General features: G+C 62.9%; 13 protein-coding genes and 1 pseudogene. 8 read left to right on the top strand and 6 right to left on the bottom strand.

From position 1 onward, the window contains the following. Positions 1 to 42: 42 nt before the first annotated feature. Together LNV09_RS01840 and LNV09_RS01835 are read left to right on the top strand one after the other, a co-directional pair. Positions 43 to 711 (top strand): CAAX prenyl protease-related protein, encoded by a 669-nt coding sequence (locus LNV09_RS01840; protein WP_263555364.1) that lies wholly within the window; start codon positions 43 to 45, stop codon positions 709 to 711. Positions 712 to 725: 14 nt separating this feature from the next. After that, positions 726 to 2036: pseudogene (locus LNV09_RS01835) on the top strand (MFS transporter); the annotation flags it as partial. Positions 2037 to 2068: 32 nt separating this feature from the next. Here the strand turns inward: LNV09_RS01835 and LNV09_RS01830 are convergent. The 3 genes from LNV09_RS01830 to LNV09_RS01820 form a co-directional block, all read right to left on the bottom strand. After that, entirely contained in the window at positions 2069 to 2563 is a 495-nt protein-coding gene (locus LNV09_RS01830; protein WP_263555363.1) for a hypothetical protein, read from the bottom strand. Positions 2564 to 2610: 47 nt separating this feature from the next. Continuing rightward, positions 2611 to 3738 (bottom strand): tRNA guanosine(34) transglycosylase Tgt, encoded by a 1128-nt coding sequence (tgt, locus tag LNV09_RS01825; protein ID WP_263555362.1) that lies wholly within the window; start codon positions 3736 to 3738, stop codon positions 2611 to 2613. Positions 3739 to 3806: 68 nt separating this feature from the next. Next, complete coding sequence (locus tag LNV09_RS01820) at positions 3807 to 4526, bottom strand: PEP-CTERM sorting domain-containing protein (RefSeq protein ID WP_263555361.1); 720 nt, start codon at positions 4524 to 4526, stop codon at positions 3807 to 3809. A 297-nt stretch (positions 4527 to 4823) separates the two neighbouring features. Between LNV09_RS01820 and LNV09_RS01815 the strand changes: the two genes are divergently transcribed. Then, positions 4824 to 5723: a substrate-binding periplasmic protein gene (locus tag LNV09_RS01815; RefSeq protein ID WP_263555360.1), complete on the top strand. Its 900-nt coding sequence runs from the start codon at positions 4824 to 4826 to the stop codon at positions 5721 to 5723. 30 nt (positions 5724 to 5753) lie between these two features. Further along, the gene (locus LNV09_RS01810) at positions 5754 to 6362 is read left to right on the top strand and encodes an IMPACT family protein (protein WP_263555359.1); all 609 of its coding nucleotides are present in this window, start codon (positions 5754 to 5756) and stop codon (positions 6360 to 6362) included. Position 6363: 1 nt separating this feature from the next. On the opposite strand, the gene LNV09_RS01805 is transcribed toward LNV09_RS01810, so the two are convergent. Continuing rightward, positions 6364 to 7089 (bottom strand): SOS response-associated peptidase, encoded by a 726-nt coding sequence (locus tag LNV09_RS01805; protein WP_263555358.1) that lies wholly within the window; start codon positions 7087 to 7089, stop codon positions 6364 to 6366. Positions 7090 to 7196: 107 nt separating this feature from the next. Between LNV09_RS01805 and speB the strand changes: the two genes are divergently transcribed. The 4 genes from speB to LNV09_RS01785 all read left to right on the top strand — a co-directional run bounded on the left by speB (position 7197) and on the right by LNV09_RS01785 (position 13698). Then, positions 7197 to 8126 (top strand): agmatinase, encoded by a 930-nt coding sequence (gene speB, locus LNV09_RS01800; protein ID WP_263555357.1) that lies wholly within the window; start codon positions 7197 to 7199, stop codon positions 8124 to 8126. A 117-nt stretch (positions 8127 to 8243) separates the two neighbouring features. Then, on the top strand, positions 8244 to 9404 hold the full coding sequence (locus tag LNV09_RS01795; protein ID WP_263555356.1) for an FIST signal transduction protein: 1161 nt from the start codon (positions 8244 to 8246) through the stop codon (positions 9402 to 9404). A gap of 45 nt (positions 9405 to 9449) precedes the next feature. Further along, positions 9450 to 12614 carry a hybrid sensor histidine kinase/response regulator gene (locus LNV09_RS01790; protein WP_263555355.1) on the top strand — a complete coding sequence of 1055 codons (3165 nt, stop codon included), beginning with the start codon at positions 9450 to 9452 and terminating at the stop codon, positions 12612 to 12614. A 1-nt stretch (position 12615) separates the two neighbouring features. Next, the gene (locus LNV09_RS01785) at positions 12616 to 13698 is read left to right on the top strand and encodes an HD domain-containing phosphohydrolase (RefSeq protein WP_263555354.1); all 1083 of its coding nucleotides are present in this window, start codon (positions 12616 to 12618) and stop codon (positions 13696 to 13698) included. 10 nt (positions 13699 to 13708) lie between these two features. On the opposite strand, the gene LNV09_RS01780 is transcribed toward LNV09_RS01785, so the two are convergent. Continuing rightward, positions 13709 to 14467, bottom strand: coding sequence for an alpha/beta hydrolase (locus tag LNV09_RS01780; RefSeq protein ID WP_263555353.1), 759 nt, complete (start codon positions 14465 to 14467; stop codon positions 13709 to 13711). Between the two features lie 140 nt (positions 14468 to 14607). After that, positions 14608 to 15795, bottom strand: a complete 1188-nt coding sequence (locus LNV09_RS01775; RefSeq protein ID WP_263555352.1) for an amino acid aminotransferase — start codon at positions 15793 to 15795, stop codon at positions 14608 to 14610. Positions 15796 to 15845: the final 50 nt, after the last annotated feature.

Genomic DNA, 15845 nt, shown 5'->3' with positions numbered 1-15845 from the left:
GGCCTCTTACGCTCCAAACGGCCGCAGCCTGCAAGACCCACGATGAATCTCAGCCCCGCCGCCCTGGCTCGCGCCATCCCGTTCGCTGCCTTCATGGCCCTCTTGGCGCTGCGGGGCTTTTTGCCGGAAAGCCAGAATATCGACCCACGCTATGTCTACGGCGTCAGCGTCCTGGTGGTCGGCGGCTTGCTGGCCTGGTTCTGGCTCGACTACGGTGAGTTGGCGCGCCAAAACTGGCCCAGCCGGCGTGAGCTGATCTGGAGCGTGCTGGTCGGCGTCACGGTGTTCGTGCTCTGGATCAATCTCGATGCGCCCTGGATGCAACTCGGCGAACCGACCGCCAGCTTCTTGCCCTTGGACCCGCAAGGCCGTTTGATCTGGCCCCTGATCGCGCTGCGCTGGTGCGGTGCCGCGCTGATCGTGCCGGTCATGGAAGAGCTGTTCTGGCGCAGCTTTTTGATGCGCTGGATCGAAAGCCCGAAGTTCGAGACCGTTGACCCGCATCGCATCGGCATCAAGGCCATCGTCTTGTCGACCTTTGTCTTCATGCTGGCGCACACGCTTTGGCTGGGCGCCGTCGTCGCCGGCCTGGCCTATGCATGGCTCTATGTGCGCACCGGCAAGCTCTGGACAGCTGTGATCGCGCATGCCGTGACCAATGGTGTGCTCGGCATCTGGGTGGTGCAATCCGGTCAATGGCAGTTCTGGTGAAACAAGGCTAATCAATGAATTCCAATGAGCACAGCAGCCAGTTTGCGCTGCTTGGCCAGCGCCGCTTTGCGCCCTATTTTTGGGTGCAATTCCTGAATGCGGGCAATGACAATCTGTTCAAGTTCCCGCTCATCATCCTGATTACCTACCAGCTCCAGTTGGACTGGTTGCCGGCTTCACAAGCCGGGCTGGTGATCAATGCTTTGTTCATCCTGCCCTATGTGCTGTTCTCGGCCACCAGCGGGCAGTTGGCCGACAAACTGGAAAAGCACCAGCTGATGCGCTTCGTCAAGTCGCTGGAGATTGCCATCATGGCCTTGGCGGCCTGGGGCTATCTGACGACGCAAGTGCCCTTGCTGCTGCTGTGTGTGTTGCTGATGGGCTTGCACTCCACCTTGTTCGGCCCGGTCAAATACGCCTATCTGCCCCAGCAGCTGAACGAGCGCGAGCTGATGGGCGGCAACGGCATGGTCGAGATGGGCACTTTTGTCGCCATCCTGCTGGGCCAGGTCTTGGGCGGCTTGCTGATCGCCGTGCCCGAGGTTGGCGCGCGCAATGTGGCGATCGCCTGCCTGGTCGCCGCCTTGTTGGGGCGATTGCTGGCGCAATACATCCCGGCCTGCCCGGCCACCGACCCCACGCTCAAGATCAACTGGAATCCCTTCACCGAATCCTGGCGCAATTTGAGATTGGCGCGCGAAGTGCCGGTGGTGTTCCGCTCGCTCTTGGGCATTTCCTGGATGTGGTTCTTTGGTGCGGTCTACCTGAGCAACTTCCCGGCCTTTGCCAAGGAGGTTTTGCACGGCGACGCGCAAGTCGCCACGGCGCTCTTGGTGATGTTCTCCCTCGGCATTGGCATCGGGTCCTTGCTGTGCGAAAGGCTGTCGCGCCACAGCGTCGAGATCGGCCTGGTGCCGGTCGGCGCGATAGGCATGACGCTGTTCTCGATCGATCTCTACTTCGCCTCGCGCGGCCTCTCGACCAAGCCGGTGCTGATGGGCTTGAGCGACTTTTTCTCTCACCCCGAGCATTGGCGGGTGCTGGCCGACCTGGGCCTGCTGGCGCTGTTCACCGGGCTCTACAGCGTGCCGATGTACGCCTTGATCCAATTGCGCTCGCAGCCCAGCCACCGGGCCCGCATCATCGCCGCAAACAACATCCTCAATGCGCTGTTCATGATCGTCAGCTCGCTGTTGGCGGGCGTGCTGATGGGCAGCCTGGGTTTCACCATTCCGGAGTTATTCCTGTCGGTGGGCCTGGCCAATTTGGTCGTTAGCTTGTATGTGTTCGTGCAAGCGCCCGAGTATTTGCAGCGTTTCAAGGCGCTGCTCTCTGGGCAGCGCTGAAGCAACATCCATCAAGACCGCATATAGCGCCGTACCCTGAGCTTGAACAGCCGCCCCCAACGCCACATCTCGCTGCCGCGCACCCAAGTCAAAAGGCCGGCCTTCCAGATCGTCCAGCGCGCATAAAGGCTGGCAAACCAGGCCAGCTGCAAAAGCGCCGGGCGAGTCAGCTGGAACAGCCGCGCGACGATGGCCGTGCCGACCAGCTTGGCCAGTATCACCAAGCTCAAGCCCAGGCCGAAGCGGCCATTGCCGATCAAGAGCAGCGCCAAGAGCTTGACCGGCAAGAGCAATAGCGCCGGCAAGAGCAAGACGGCCAAGGCCGCTACCGGTGGCAAGCGCGTAATCAGCCATTCCAGCTGACGCAAGACCGGCAAGCGCCCGATGCGGGCCATCAGCCGCGTCAAGGGCTGATAGCCCCATTCCTCGAACAGAATCAGCAGCGCCAAGAGCAGGCGCACCGGCAGGAGCAAGGCGCGCTTGAGGGGCTTGAAGAGCTTCAGCATGGTGCGCTCATCATGCCGGCGAGGTGGGGCACTGGCCCCATGCCAAATTACACCCCGCGCGCTCTATCTTCGGCGAACTTGAGGCGGAAGGTCGCGAATCCGCCCACATCAAGCGCATCACGCGCCTCCTGCATCAGGTTGAGGTAGTAATGCAGGTTGTGGATGCTGGTGAGCATAGGCCCCAGCATCTCACCGCAGCGGTCGAGGTGGTGCAGATAGGCACGCGAAAAGTTCGCGCAGCAGTAGCAAGTGCAGGTCTCGTCAACTGGCCGCTCGTCGGTCTTGTAACGCGCATTGCGCAGGCGCAAGTCGCCGAAGCGGGTGAACAAATGGCCGTTGCGGGCATTGCGGGTCGGCATCACGCAATCGAACATGTCAATGCCTTGCGCCACGCCCTCGATCAGGTCTTCCGGCGTGCCCACTCCCATCAGGTAACGCGGTTTGTCAGCGGGCAGCTGATGACCGATGTGCGCCAGCACGCGGCGCATATCTTCCTTGGGCTCGCCCACGCTCAGGCCGCCGATCGCATAGCCGGGCAGGTCCAGCGCGGCCAAGCCCGCCAAAGAATGGTCACGCAGGTTCTCGTACATGCCGCCCTGCACGATGCCGAACAAGGCGTTCGGATTTTCCAAACGGTTGATTTCATCGGCGCAACGCTTAGCCCAGCGCAAGCTCATCTCCATCGAGACGCGCGCTTCCTTCTCGGTCGTGATGTGGCCTTTGCTCTCGTAAGGCGTGCATTCGTCGAACTGCATCACGATGTCGGAGTTCAGCACCGTCTGGATCTGCATGCTGATCTCGGGTGTCAGGAAGAGCTTGTCGCCGTTCACCGGCGAGGCGAACTTGACGCCTTCTTCCGAGATCTTGCGCATCTCGCCCAGGCTCCAGACCTGGAAGCCGCCGCTGTCGGTCAAGATGGGCTTGTTCCAGCTCTCGAAGCGATGCAGGCCGCCGAACTGCTTGATGATGTCCATGCCGGGGCGCAGCCACAGATGGAAGGTGTTACCGAGAATGATTTGCGCGCCCATCTCTTCGAGCGAGCGCGGCATCACACCCTTGACGGTGCCATAGGTGCCCACCGGCATGAAGATGGGCGTTTGCACCACTCCATGGTTGAGCGTCATTTGGCCACGACGTGCATGGCCTTCGGTCTTGAGTAGGTCGAACTTCAGCATAGTGCGCGATTGTCGCAGCCCGCAAGCGCTGCGGCTGAAGTCTTGCCACTCAAGCCCGGCGCAAAGAATCAGGCTTGCGGGCGACGGCGCGCTTGCAGCCCGACAAAGCCCAAACCAGCCAGCAGCAAGGCCAAGGTGGTCGGCTCCGGCACCGGCATGGCCTGCGCGGTCAAGGCCCCGAGGTAAAACTGGTCGGCTTTGCTGCCACCATAGGCGAAGGTGAAGGTTTGTCCGACCATCGGGGTAGCGAAGCTGATCGCGCCCGTGCCGCTGGGCAAAGCGGTCGATTGCTCATTCAGCAAAAAGGTTGCGCCTGAGGTCCAGCTGGTGAAGTTGTGGCCGTCCGAGCGCAGTTCGATGCCGCTCAATTTGACGACTTGATTGAAGCTGATGGTCAGCTTCTCATTGACGGTGATGTTGTCATCATCATTGGCGCCCTTGAGGTGGTAGACACCCAGGCCGGCGCCCTTGCTGGCGGTCCAGCCGGATTCGCCGTCCTGCACGACAGAGGCGGTGAGGCCTTTGTAAGAAGCGGTCGCGATCGCCACGAGGCCGCCGTTCGTGTACTTCAGGCTGCCACCAAATTCACCCTTGTCCACCTTGGAGCTGCAGATATCAGCGCCGGTGCATGGGATGCCATTGATCGGCTCAGGCATCTGGCTCGGCATCGGCAGGAAGTCGCCATTGGCGCTGCCCCGTCCCAATTTGTAGAAATCGAATTGGGCGGCGCTGGCCGGGAGCACGGCGCTGGCCAACAAGGCGGCTGCAAAGATTGTTTGAATTTTCATGATGATTTTTTTCCAAGGGTTTGGGCTGTCGCCTGATGTGGCTAGCCTAGGGCCGGGCCTCGCCAAGCCCTAGGCTTTGGCATCCCGTGATCAAGGGGGTTCGCAAGGTCCGGCGGCTTCATCGGTGAGCGAAACGTGAACATTGCACGCCATCGATTGCTGCAACGCGTCAATGGGTGGCATGCAGCCAAGCGGCTCGGCAGCAACCCGCCCGGCTTACACTGCGCTCGAATCAATCGGGGAATCGGCTTGCTCAGAAGGGTCAATCGGCAAATGACCCCTTTACATGGACTGTCTATGCGTCGATCGTTTCTGTTTCGCCCCTTGAGCGCGCCCTGGCCCATGGGGGGATGGGGCAAGCTCGGGGCGCCTCTTGCCGTTCTTGCGAGCCTCACGTTTGCGCAAGCGGCATGGTCTCAGCACCGCAGCCCAGGCTCCGAATGCGGCCCCTACAGCCTCGCCTTCTATGAGCATGGCGTGCTCTATTACCGCGATGCCCAGGGTGGCTATGCCGGCATCGACCTCGACATCGTCAATGAACTCGCCAAGCGTAGCGGCTGCCTGTTCAACACCGTCCTGGAGTCTCGAGTACGCATCTGGGACCAATTGGCCAAGAACAGCCTGGACATCAGCGTATCCGGCATCCCGAGCCCGGAACGTGAACAGCACGCGGAGTTCATGCTCTATATGCAAACTCGCAACTTCGCGCTCTTGAGACGTGAGGTGGCGGCCAAGCTGAGCACACCCGAGGCCTTTTTGGCCGACCCCGCAAGGCGCGTGGTGGTCGTGAAGAGCTTCAAACACGGCCCATTCTTCGACGCTTGGCTGGAGAAACTGCGCGTCCAGCAGCGCGTCACCGAGGTGCCGGACTTTGACGCAGCGGTGCGCGTCTTCAAGCTCGGTCGCGCCGACGCGATGCTGGCCTTGCCAACCAGCTGGCCCTTGATCTTGCGCCGAGAGGGCCTGCAGGACCAAATCAGCGTGCTCGACTGGGCGCCGCAGGACCGCATCACCGCGGGCCTGATCGTCTCGCGCCAGCGCGTCCACGAGCCCGACCGGCAACGCCTGCGCAGCGCCCTGAGTTCAATGCAAAGGGACGGCACCTTGGAGATCATCTTCAAGCGCCATGTCGACGCCCACCTCGCCAAAGCCATGCGCTTGGACGCCTCTTCGGCCACGGAGCCGGCCAAACCTTAGCGCTGCAACTGTGCAAGCGAAAATGGTGCAATGCCCTACGCCTTAGCCCAGCCCGTCCATAGCGAACTGATCATCAAGAAGAGCCGCTTTATCGGCTGCGTCGAAGCGATGGCTGACCGCGCTGGCGCCAGCGCAAGAGTCGCCGCGCTAAAAGCCGAGCACCCCGGCGCCGTGCATGTGTGTTGGGCCTTCTCGGGCGGCGGCCAGTCGGCAGCGGTGGACGACGGAGAGCCCAGCGGTACCGCAGGTCGGCCCATGCTGGAGGTCTTGAGGCACCAAGATCTGGAAGGAGTGCTGGCCACCGTGGTGCGCTACTGGGGTGGCACAAAGCTCGGTGCCGGCGGCCTGGTGCGCGCCTATACCGATGCCGTTGCCCAGGCCTTGCTGAAGGCGCAGAAGGTCCCGCTGGTGAAACTGCAGACTTTGCGCTGCACGGTGCCCTACGCCTTCGAAGGGCTGTTACGGCGCGAGATCGAGGCCGCCCAGGCGCAGTTGCTTGAAGTCTTGCATGGCAGCCAGGTTGAACTGAGTTTCGCGCTGCCGGCCCCGGCCGCTGCCGAATTTGTGGCCCGCCTCAATGACGCGGGCCAGGGTCGCATCGGCTGGCTCAAACCTCAGACAGCGGACGAACCCGACTGAATCAAATCAGCGAGCCCTGCTGCGGCCGGCCGTCGCGCCGCAAGCGGGCCAACAGTTGATCGGTTTCCAGCGTCACCGCCGGGTCAAACAGCTCGGCCGGCGGCAGGCGTACAAGTTCTAGCGCTTCGGTCAAGGGCGCTCGCAGCCAGGCGTCCCAATGCTCGGCCGCGATCGGAATGGCCGAGCGCTTGTCCTGCGCATCGGCGGGCAGATGCGGGTCGGGTTTGTGCAGGCGACTCAGCAGCGGATGGCCGTCGCAATTCATCGTCAGCATCGAATAATTGGGGAGGAGCTCGCCCGTGGCAGGGTTGACCCATTCAGACCAGATCCCGGCCAGCGCCCAGGGCGCACCATCGGCGCGCCGCAGCTGCCACCAGATATTGCGCCCGGTCTCCCAGTTAGGCTCCTGATAGCTTTGCGCCGGGATCAAGCAGCGCCGCCCTGCGCTCCAAGCATTGCGGTAGGTCGGCCGCTCGGCCACCGACTCGATGCGTGCGTTATTGGTCAGAATGGCGCGCGAGGCCGGCCGGGCCTGGCCCGCTCGCGGCGCGATCATGCCCCATTGCCCCGCAACGGCCAGCCGCTGACCGGCTGCGTCAGCGCGGATCAACACACCCTGCCCGAACGGCCCCACGGGCCCTTCGGGCAAGGCCGCCCCCGCAGCGACGACCAGCCTGAAATGCCGCTCAATTTCCTGCTTGGGCGAGACATGATAGAGATTGCACATGCCCAGCACTCTAGTCGCTCGAGGTCGATGCAGGCCCTCGTTCACTCAAAGTTTCGAATAGGGATTTACCATCGCCGCATTGTTTCGGTCCAGAGGTAGACGCAAGCATGAGTAATTTCGCCTTTCTGAGCAACAACACCTTCATGAAGGTTGCGCCGCAAGCTCAGCTGCCTTTTGCCATTGCAGGCGTCGCCTGGGACGGCTGTGTCACCAACCGGCCCGGCGCACGCTTCGGCCCACGCGCCATTCGCCAATCCAGCCATATGCTGTGTGACGGCACCCACCCGCTGTTTGACACCACGCCAGAGGGTCATTTGACCGACCTGGGTGATCTGCTGCTGCCCAACACCAGCCTTGAGGCCATGCGGGCAGCGATGTTGCCCTTGATCGCCCCGATGCTGGCCCAGCACCATATGGCTTGGCTGGGCGGCGACCACTCGATCACCTTGCCCCTGCTGCGCGCCTACAAAGCCCATTTTGCTCAACCGCTGGCCGTCATCCATTTCGATGCCCATTGCGACACCTGGACCGATCACTTTGGTGAGCCCAGCGGCCACGGCACTTGGGTCTATGAAGCGATTCAAGAGGGCTTGGTACGCCCCGAGTGCTTTGTGCAGTTCGGCATCCGCTCGGCCGGGCAGCGCGAGGCGCGCGACTATGTGGCCGACCAGGGCGGCTTGATCTACACGGCCCGCGCGCTGCGCGGCTTGGAGAGCCCGACGCAGCTGGCCAGCATCCTGCAGCAGGTGCGGCAACGCATGGCCGAGCATGGCAACCCGCCGCTCTATCTGAGCCTGGACATCGACTGCCTGGACCCGGCCTTCGCGCCCGGCACCGGCACGCCCGAGCCCGGCGGCATGACAAGCAATCAGGTCTTCAGCATCTTGGAGGAGCTGGTGCCGCAGCTGAACTTCGTCGGCATGGACTGCGTCGAGGTGGCGCCGCCCTACGACCACGCGGAGCTGAGCAGTTACGCGGCGGCGCAAATGGTCTGGACCTATCTGTGCGCGAGGCTGGCGTCCCACGGGCCGGCTTGATCGGCCGGCCAAGTGGGCAAATGCTGCCCACTTTCAAGGCCTTGCGGAACAAGCACTCATGCAAAATGGGGCGCTTATGCCTTGGCCGGCACATCTTCACTACAAAGGACTCGCTCCATGAAGGTCGCACAGATCACGCTGCGTGAACATGACGATATCGACGGCATGTTGACCACTTGGTGTGCGGCCATGCCGACCCCCAACTTGGTGTTGGCCTTCAGCGCCATTCCGCTGCTGAAGCGTTTGAGCGACCCGCTGGCGGCGCACTTCCCCAGCGCGCTGCGCATGGGCTGCTCGACGGCAGGGGAGATTTCCAGCGACGGGGTTGGCGACAACAGCTGCGTGCTGACGGCACTGCACTTCGAGAGCGCAGACGGGCAGGCGCGGCAAGCCTCGACGAGGCTGGCCGACATGGCCGACTCCGAAGCCGCCGGGCGCCGCCTGGCCGAACAACTCCCGCCAGCCGGCTTGCGGGCCGTCTTGCTGCTGGGTCAAGGTGTCGCCGTCAACGGCAGCGCCTTGATCGCCGGCATGACAAAGGTACTGGGCGAAGCCGTCACCATCACCGGCGGCTTGGCCGGTGATGCGGCTGCCTTCAAAGAAACCTGGGTGTTGAACCAGACGGGCGTGCACAACGATGAGCTGGTTTGCCTGGGCCTTTACGGCACTGCCTTGGTGTTTGCCCATGGCTCCTTCGGCGGCTGGGCGCCGTTCGGGCCGGCACGCCGCGTCACGCGTTGCGCGGGCAATGTCTTGTTCGAACTGGACGGCGAACCCGCGCTGGACGTCTACAAGCGCTATCTCGGTGACTATGCGCGTGACTTGCCGGCCTCGGGCCTGCTGTTCCCCTTCGCGATGCTGGGCAGCGACCACAACGAAATCGGGCTGATCCGCACCATCTTGGCCGTCGACGAGCGCGACGGCAGCCTGACCTTGGCCGGCGACATCGACCCCGACGGCTATCTGAAGCTGATGCATGCCAGCACCGACGCCTTGGTGGGCGGCGCGGAAAGCGCCGCACAAGCCGCAGCGGCTGCCGCCGAAGTGGCCGGCTGGGGTGGTCAGGGCCTCGGTCTCCTGGTCAGCTGCGTGGGCCGCAAACTGGTGATGGGCGGTCGGGTCGAGGAAGAAATCGAGGCGGTGGCCGAAGTGTTCGGGCAGTCTGCCGTATTGGCCGGTTTTTATTCCAACGGTGAGATCAGCCCCTTCACCGGCAATCTCGAATGCAAGCTGCACAATCAAACCATGACGATCACCTACCTCGGTGAACGCATCTAGGCTGCAAGCCCAAACACCTAGCTCAAGGCCGCACGGCAAGCCAAGATGCACAAGCTGCTTTCCCGTCAGATCAAACGTCTATTGGGCAGTGACGAGCAGCATTTGCCCGGCCTGCTGAGAGAGTTGACCGAACTGGCCGAGAGGCCCGATCTCTCCCCGGCGGCGGCCAAGTTCCTGGCGGGACTGGGCGGTCTGTTCGAACGCGTGGACGGCGCCTACGAGCAAAGCGACCGTGACCTGGATCTGAAGACGCGCAGCCTGGAGCTCAGCTCGATGGAGTTGAGCTCCACCTTTGATCGCATTCGCAAAGAGTTGGCCAGCCGCACGCGCGCGATCGAGTCGCTGCGCGCCACCGCCCAGGGCCTGTTGCAATCCACCGGCAGCAAGTTGGCGGCGCTGCATGACGACAACGATCTGGAAGCGCTGTCGCAGCTGATGGCCGAGCTGGTGCGCCAGCGCGAAGACAGCCAACAAGACCTGCAGCATGCGCTGGGTGAGCTGGCGGACCAGAAATTTGCACTTGACCAGCATGGCATCGTCAGCATCACCAACCTCGCCGGCGACATCACCTACGTCAACGACAAGTTCTGCCAGATCAGCGGCTACAGCCGCGAAGAGTTGTTGGGCCAGAACCACCGCATCATCAATTCGGGCGTGCAGCCGGGTGCATTTTTCGCCAATCTGTGGGACACACTGACGGCGGGCCGCGTCTGGCAAGGCGATGTTTGCAACCGCGCCAAGGACGGCCGCCTGTACTGGGTGCAGGCGACCATCGTGCCGCTCAAGGGCAAGTCCGGCAAGCCCGAGCAATACATCGCCATCCGCACCGAGATCACCGAGCGCAAGAGCATGGAGTCCGCCGTCAAGGCGGGCGAGGCGCGGCTGCGCCACATCACGAATACCGTGCCCGGCGTGCTGTTTCGCTGCCAGGTCAATCTGCAGAGCCGTCGCATCAAATTCAGCTACGTCAGCGACCGGTTGAAAGAAATTCGTGGGCTGGAACCCGAGGCCTTGTTGAATGATGGCCGCCTGGCGGTGGCGCAGATTGCACCTGAATTTCGCGAGCGCTGCGTGCAAGGCGTGCTCAGCGCAGCGCGCGCGCGCGGCCCCTGGCGCGATGACTACAAAATCTTCTTGCCCGACGGCAGCCAACGCTGGCTGCGCTCCGAGATTCGCCCCGAGCCCGACTTGGCCGATGACGGCGCCGTCATCTACAGCGGCATCTGGCAGGACGTGACGCAGCTCAAGGAGGCGGGAGCCCGCCTGCGCGACATCACCGAAAGCATCCCGGTGGCCGTGTTTCAGGCCTACACCTCGCCCACCGGCTGGCGCTCGATGCCGTTTTGCAGCCCGGCGCTCAAGCGCATCTGTGGCCTGTCACCGGATGACCTCATCCTTGACGCACAAAGTTTGGTGGACCAAGTTGACACGGATGATGTCGCCGGCTTGGCCGCCATCTTTGCCGAATCGGCACAAAGCTTGAAGGCCGTGACCATGGACTTTCGCATGCGCCACAAACTCAGCGGCGCGCTGGTCTGGGTGCATGGCGAGGTGCAGCCCAAACGCGCCGCCGATGGCGGCATCGTCTGGAACGGCTACCTGACCGACATCAGCGAAGCCAAGCTGGTCTCCGAAGAGCTACGCCGGGCCAAAGAAGGCGCCGAGGCGGCCAACCGGGCCAAGAGCGACTTCCTGGCCAATATGAGCCACGAAATCCGCACCCCGATGAATGGCATCATCGGCATGACCGAGCTGGCGCTGGACGATGCCGTCGACGCCGAGCAGCGCGATCATTTGCTGGTGGTCAAAGATTCTGCCGAGGCCTTGCTGCGTGTCATCAATGACATCCTCGACTTCTCCAAGATCGAGGCCGGCAAGCTGCAAATCGAGTCGATTGCCTTTGATCTTGAAGCCACCATTCGCGACACACTCAAGCCCTTGGCCTTGCGTGCCAATGACAAAGGGCTGGAACTGCTGTGCAGTTTGGCGCCGGACTTGCCGCAGCAGGCCCTGCTCGGCGATCCGGGTCGGCTGCGGCAGATTTTGATCAATCTGATCGGCAACGCGATCAAGTTCACCGAGCATGGTGAGGTGGCGCTGGAGCTCAGCTTGGCCGCCGGTACCGAGGACGAACCCAGTGTGCTGTTCACCATCCGCGACACCGGCGTGGGCATTCCGGCGGAAAATTTGAATTCCATCTTCGATGCGTTTGCCCAAGAAGACAGCTCGATCACGCGCCGCTTCGGCGGCACCGGCCTGGGCCTGACGATCTCCTCGCGTCTGGTCGAGGCGATGGGCGGCACGCTCTGGGTTGACAGCGAACTCGGGCGCGGCAGCAGCTTTCACTTTGCCCTGCCCTATGCCCTGGCCGGACAAGCAAGCGCTGAGACGCAAGCGGCGTCCCGACCCGGCCTTGCGCCGGTATCGGCTGGCGTGCAAAGCGGGGACAGCATCAATGTCCTTCTGGTCGAAGACCATCCGGTCAATCAACAACTCGCGCTGGCCCTGCTGCAGCGCAGTGGCCACCGCGTCACGCTGGCCGAGAACGGCCAACAAGCGCTGGACCTGCTGGCCAAAAGCCGCTTCGACCTGGTCTTGATGGACATGATGATGCCGGTGTTGGATGGTCTGGAGGCGACGCGGCGCTTTCGCGCCAGCGAACCGCCAAACCAGGCACGCACGCCTATTTTGGCGATGACCGCACGCGCCACCTCGGCCGACCGCGAGCTCTGCCTTGCCGCCGGCATGGACGACTATCTGTCCAAACCCTTTGACGTGAAGGCTTTCCAATTGATGGTGCAACGCTATCTGCCCAAGGCCAGCGGGGACTCGGTGCCGCCCAGCGGCTCAAGGTCGGCGGCGGCCGACCTGACCGACACTTTCGACTACACCCAAGCGCTGAGCGAAGCCGATCAAGACGTCATTTCGATCATCCGCTCGATATTTGTACGGCGCTGGCCGCTTGAGCTTGAAAAATTGACGGCAGCACTGGCCGCGCAGGACATCGATACCCTGCTGCACGGAGGCCATGCTTTGAAGGGCACTTTGGGCATGTTCAATGCCCGCCCGGCGGCCGACGTCGCAAGACGGGTGGAAGAAACTGCCGAAAAAGGCAGTATGGTCGGCATGCCAGCGCTCGTGGCCGAACTCCAGCAAGAAGTGGCTCGGCTGTTGCAGGCATTGGCAAATCACCCTCAAAGGCATGACTGATATGAGCGATGGCCAAGTGAAGCGGCAAGTACTGATCGTTGACGACAACGAGATCAATCTGACCCTGTTTGAAGCGCTGGTGAGCAAGCTCGGCGAAATCGACGCCAAGTGTTTCGCCTCGGCCACCGCCGGCCTGGCCTGGGCGCAGCAATATCAACCCGACCTGATCATCGTCGACTACATGATGCCGGAGCTCGACGGCGTGCAATTCATCGAGCGCCTGCGTGCCACCCCCGGCAAGGACAGCGTGCCCATCCTGATGATCACCGCCAATGATCAAAAGCCGGTGCGCTACCGCGCCCTCAATGCCGGCGCCTCGGACTTCCTGATCAAGCCGATCGACAAGGTCGAATTCCTGGCGCGCAGCAGCAATCTGCTGGCTTTGAGCGAGATCCGCCGCAAGCTGGATGACCGCGCCGCCTGGCTGGCCGACGAGGTGCGCCTGGCCACCGCCAAGATCGTCGAGCGCGAACGCGAAACGGTGATTCGCCTGGCCAAGGCTGCCGAGTACCGTGACCCCGAAACCGGCGCGCATATCTTGCGCATGGCGCATTACTCGCGCTTGATCGCCAAGGGCCTGGGCCTGAGCGAGGCCGAGCAAGACCTGCTGCTGCAAGCCGCACCGCTGCATGACATCGGCAAGGTCGGCATCAGCGACGCCATCCTGCTCAAGCCGGGCCGTCTGACACCGGCCGAATTCGAATTCATGAAACAGCACGCCGCCTATGGCGCCGAAATCCTGAAGGACAGCAACTCAAGCATCTTGCAAGCCGGCGCCGCCATTGCGCTGGGCCATCACGAAAAGTTTGACGGCAGCGGCTATCCGGCCGGCCTGAGCGGCGAAGCCATCCCGGTTTTTTGCCGCATCGTCGCGGTGGCCGATGTGTTCGACGCGCTGACCTCGGCGCGGCCCTATAAATCGGCCTGGACGCTGGAGGCTGCGACCAACCATATCCGGGCCCAGTCCGGCAGCCATTTCGACCCGGCTTGCGTGACGGTTTTCTTTGATTTGTGGCCCGAGGTCCTGGAGATCCGCGAGCGCTTCAAGGACGACGACTGGACCAGCTTGCTGGCCCCTTTGTAGCCGCGCCTGCTCAGCTTGGCTTCAGGCTGTTTATAAAAGCCAGTACCTGCGCGGCCATTGTCGCGGTGGCCTTGGGTGCTTCGATATCGCCCGCCAGCACATGCTGGCCCGCGCTTTCGCTGTAGTCCACCTCGATCAAGCATTTGCTCGCACTGCCCACGCGCTTGAAGGCGGCCCGCGCATCGGTCACATTGATGACGCTGTCACGCGGCGAGAGCAGCATCAGCAAGGGCGCCGTGACGGCCTCCAGCTTGCTGGCCCGCACCTGCCTCACCAAGGACATCATCGGATCCAGAGCCGAGGTCGGATACTCATGCGTCCAGTAAAGCGCCTTGGTCGCATTGCCGGGCTTGTAACGCATCACGCCACCATGCACCCAATGAATCAGGGCGCGGCCCCATGACCAGTTGATCAGCGCGGCAAAGCGGTCTTTGGGGCCAAAATTGGGCGACACCAAGACCCAGGCCGCCACATCACGCCCCTGCGGCTGCAAGGCCGCCCAGGCAGCCAGCGTGGCACCCGTTGACGTACCCATCACGAGCACGCGCTCGCCCAACTGATGGCCCAGGGCCAAGGCCTCGAGCGCATCGGCCTGCCACTGCGCCACCGACATGCCGGCCATGGCCGCGCCAGGCCGGCCATGGCCGGTCAAGCGGGTATAAAACACATGGCCGCCCAGGCCCTGCGCCAACAGCTCCGGCAGCGGCGCCATCTCCTGGCGCGTGGCGGTAAAACCGTGCAGATAGACCACCGCCCAGGGCGCCCGCACACGGCCGGCCGCGCCCCAGACGATTTGCTTCTCGGCCCCCGGGGTGACGTCTTGCAGGCGCGCCTCGGCAGCAGCCAGATGCGCGTCGAGCTGATCGAGCTGCGAGGGCAGCTCGTCCGCGGCTACGGCAAGCGCAGGTTTCAGGCGAGCACAGCCGCCATCGCAGCGGCCGTGGCTTCAACGTTCTTGCTGTTCAAGCCGGCCACGCACATACGGCCCGAACGGACCAAATAGACGGCGAACTCTTCCTTCAGGCGGTCCACTTGAGCGGCCGTCAGGCCGGTGTAGCTGAACATGCCGCGCTGGGTCAGGAAGTAGTCGAAGTTGCGGCCCGGCAACTTGGCGCTGAGCACCTCGTACAAGGCATTGCGCATCTCATGGATACGCTGGCGCATCTCGGTGACTTCGCCTTCCCACTGCGAACGCAAGGCCGGGTCGGTCAGCACGCGGGCGACCAGCTGGCCGCCATGCATGGGCGGGTTGGAATAGTTGCGGCGGATCAGGAACTTCAGCTGACCCAGCACGTTGACGGCTTGCGCCGCGTTCGGGCAGACCACGCTCAAGGCGCCGCAACGCTCGCCATACAAGCTCATGCTCTTGGAGAAGCTGTTGGCGACAAAGAAGCTCAGGCCGGCGTCGGCCATGGCGCGGATCGCGAACGCGTCCTCATCGATGCCGTCGCCATAGCCTTGGTAGGCCAGATCCAGGAAAGGCAGCAATTCGCGCTCTTTCAGCACCGGGATCAGTTCGTCCCACTGCAGCGGTGTCAGGTCCACGCCGGTCGGGTTGTGGCAGCAAGCGTGCATCAAGACCACGCTCTTGGCCGGCAGCGCCTTGATGGCGGCCAACATATCGGCAAAACGCACGCCACCGGTGGCCGCGTCGTAGTAAGGATAGGTCTTGACCTCGATGCCCGAGCCCTCAAACACCGCGCGGTGGTTGTCCCAGGTCGGGTCGGACACATAGATGGCGCTGTCGGGGAAATAGCGCTTGATGAAATCGGCGCCGACCTTGAGGCCGCCGCTTGAGCCCACGCTCTGAATCGTCACCGTGCGCTCGAGCACCGGGTGCTTGGCGCCGAACAACAAGGCCTGCACGGCGGAGCGGAAATTGGCCGCGCCTTCCATCGGCAGATAGGGTCGTGCGCCGGCCTCGGCCACCACTTGCAACTCGGCCTTGCGGACCGAGTCGAGCATCGGAATCTTGCCGTTGTCGTCGAAATAGATGCCGATCGACAGATTGATCTTGCCCGGACGGGTGTCTTTCTGGAAAGCCTCGTTGAGGCTCAGGATAGGGTCGCCGGCGTAGGCGTCAACGTGGTGAAACATGGTCAGGACTCCAGGCAAAGAGGAACAAAACTCAAAACATTATCGCGGGG

The sequence above is a fragment of the Paucibacter sp. B2R-40 genome (assembly GCF_025717555.1).
GTDB lineage: Bacteria > Pseudomonadota > Gammaproteobacteria > Burkholderiales > Burkholderiaceae_C > Paucibacter_A.
This window is presented reverse-complemented; position numbering and strand designations above follow the sequence as displayed.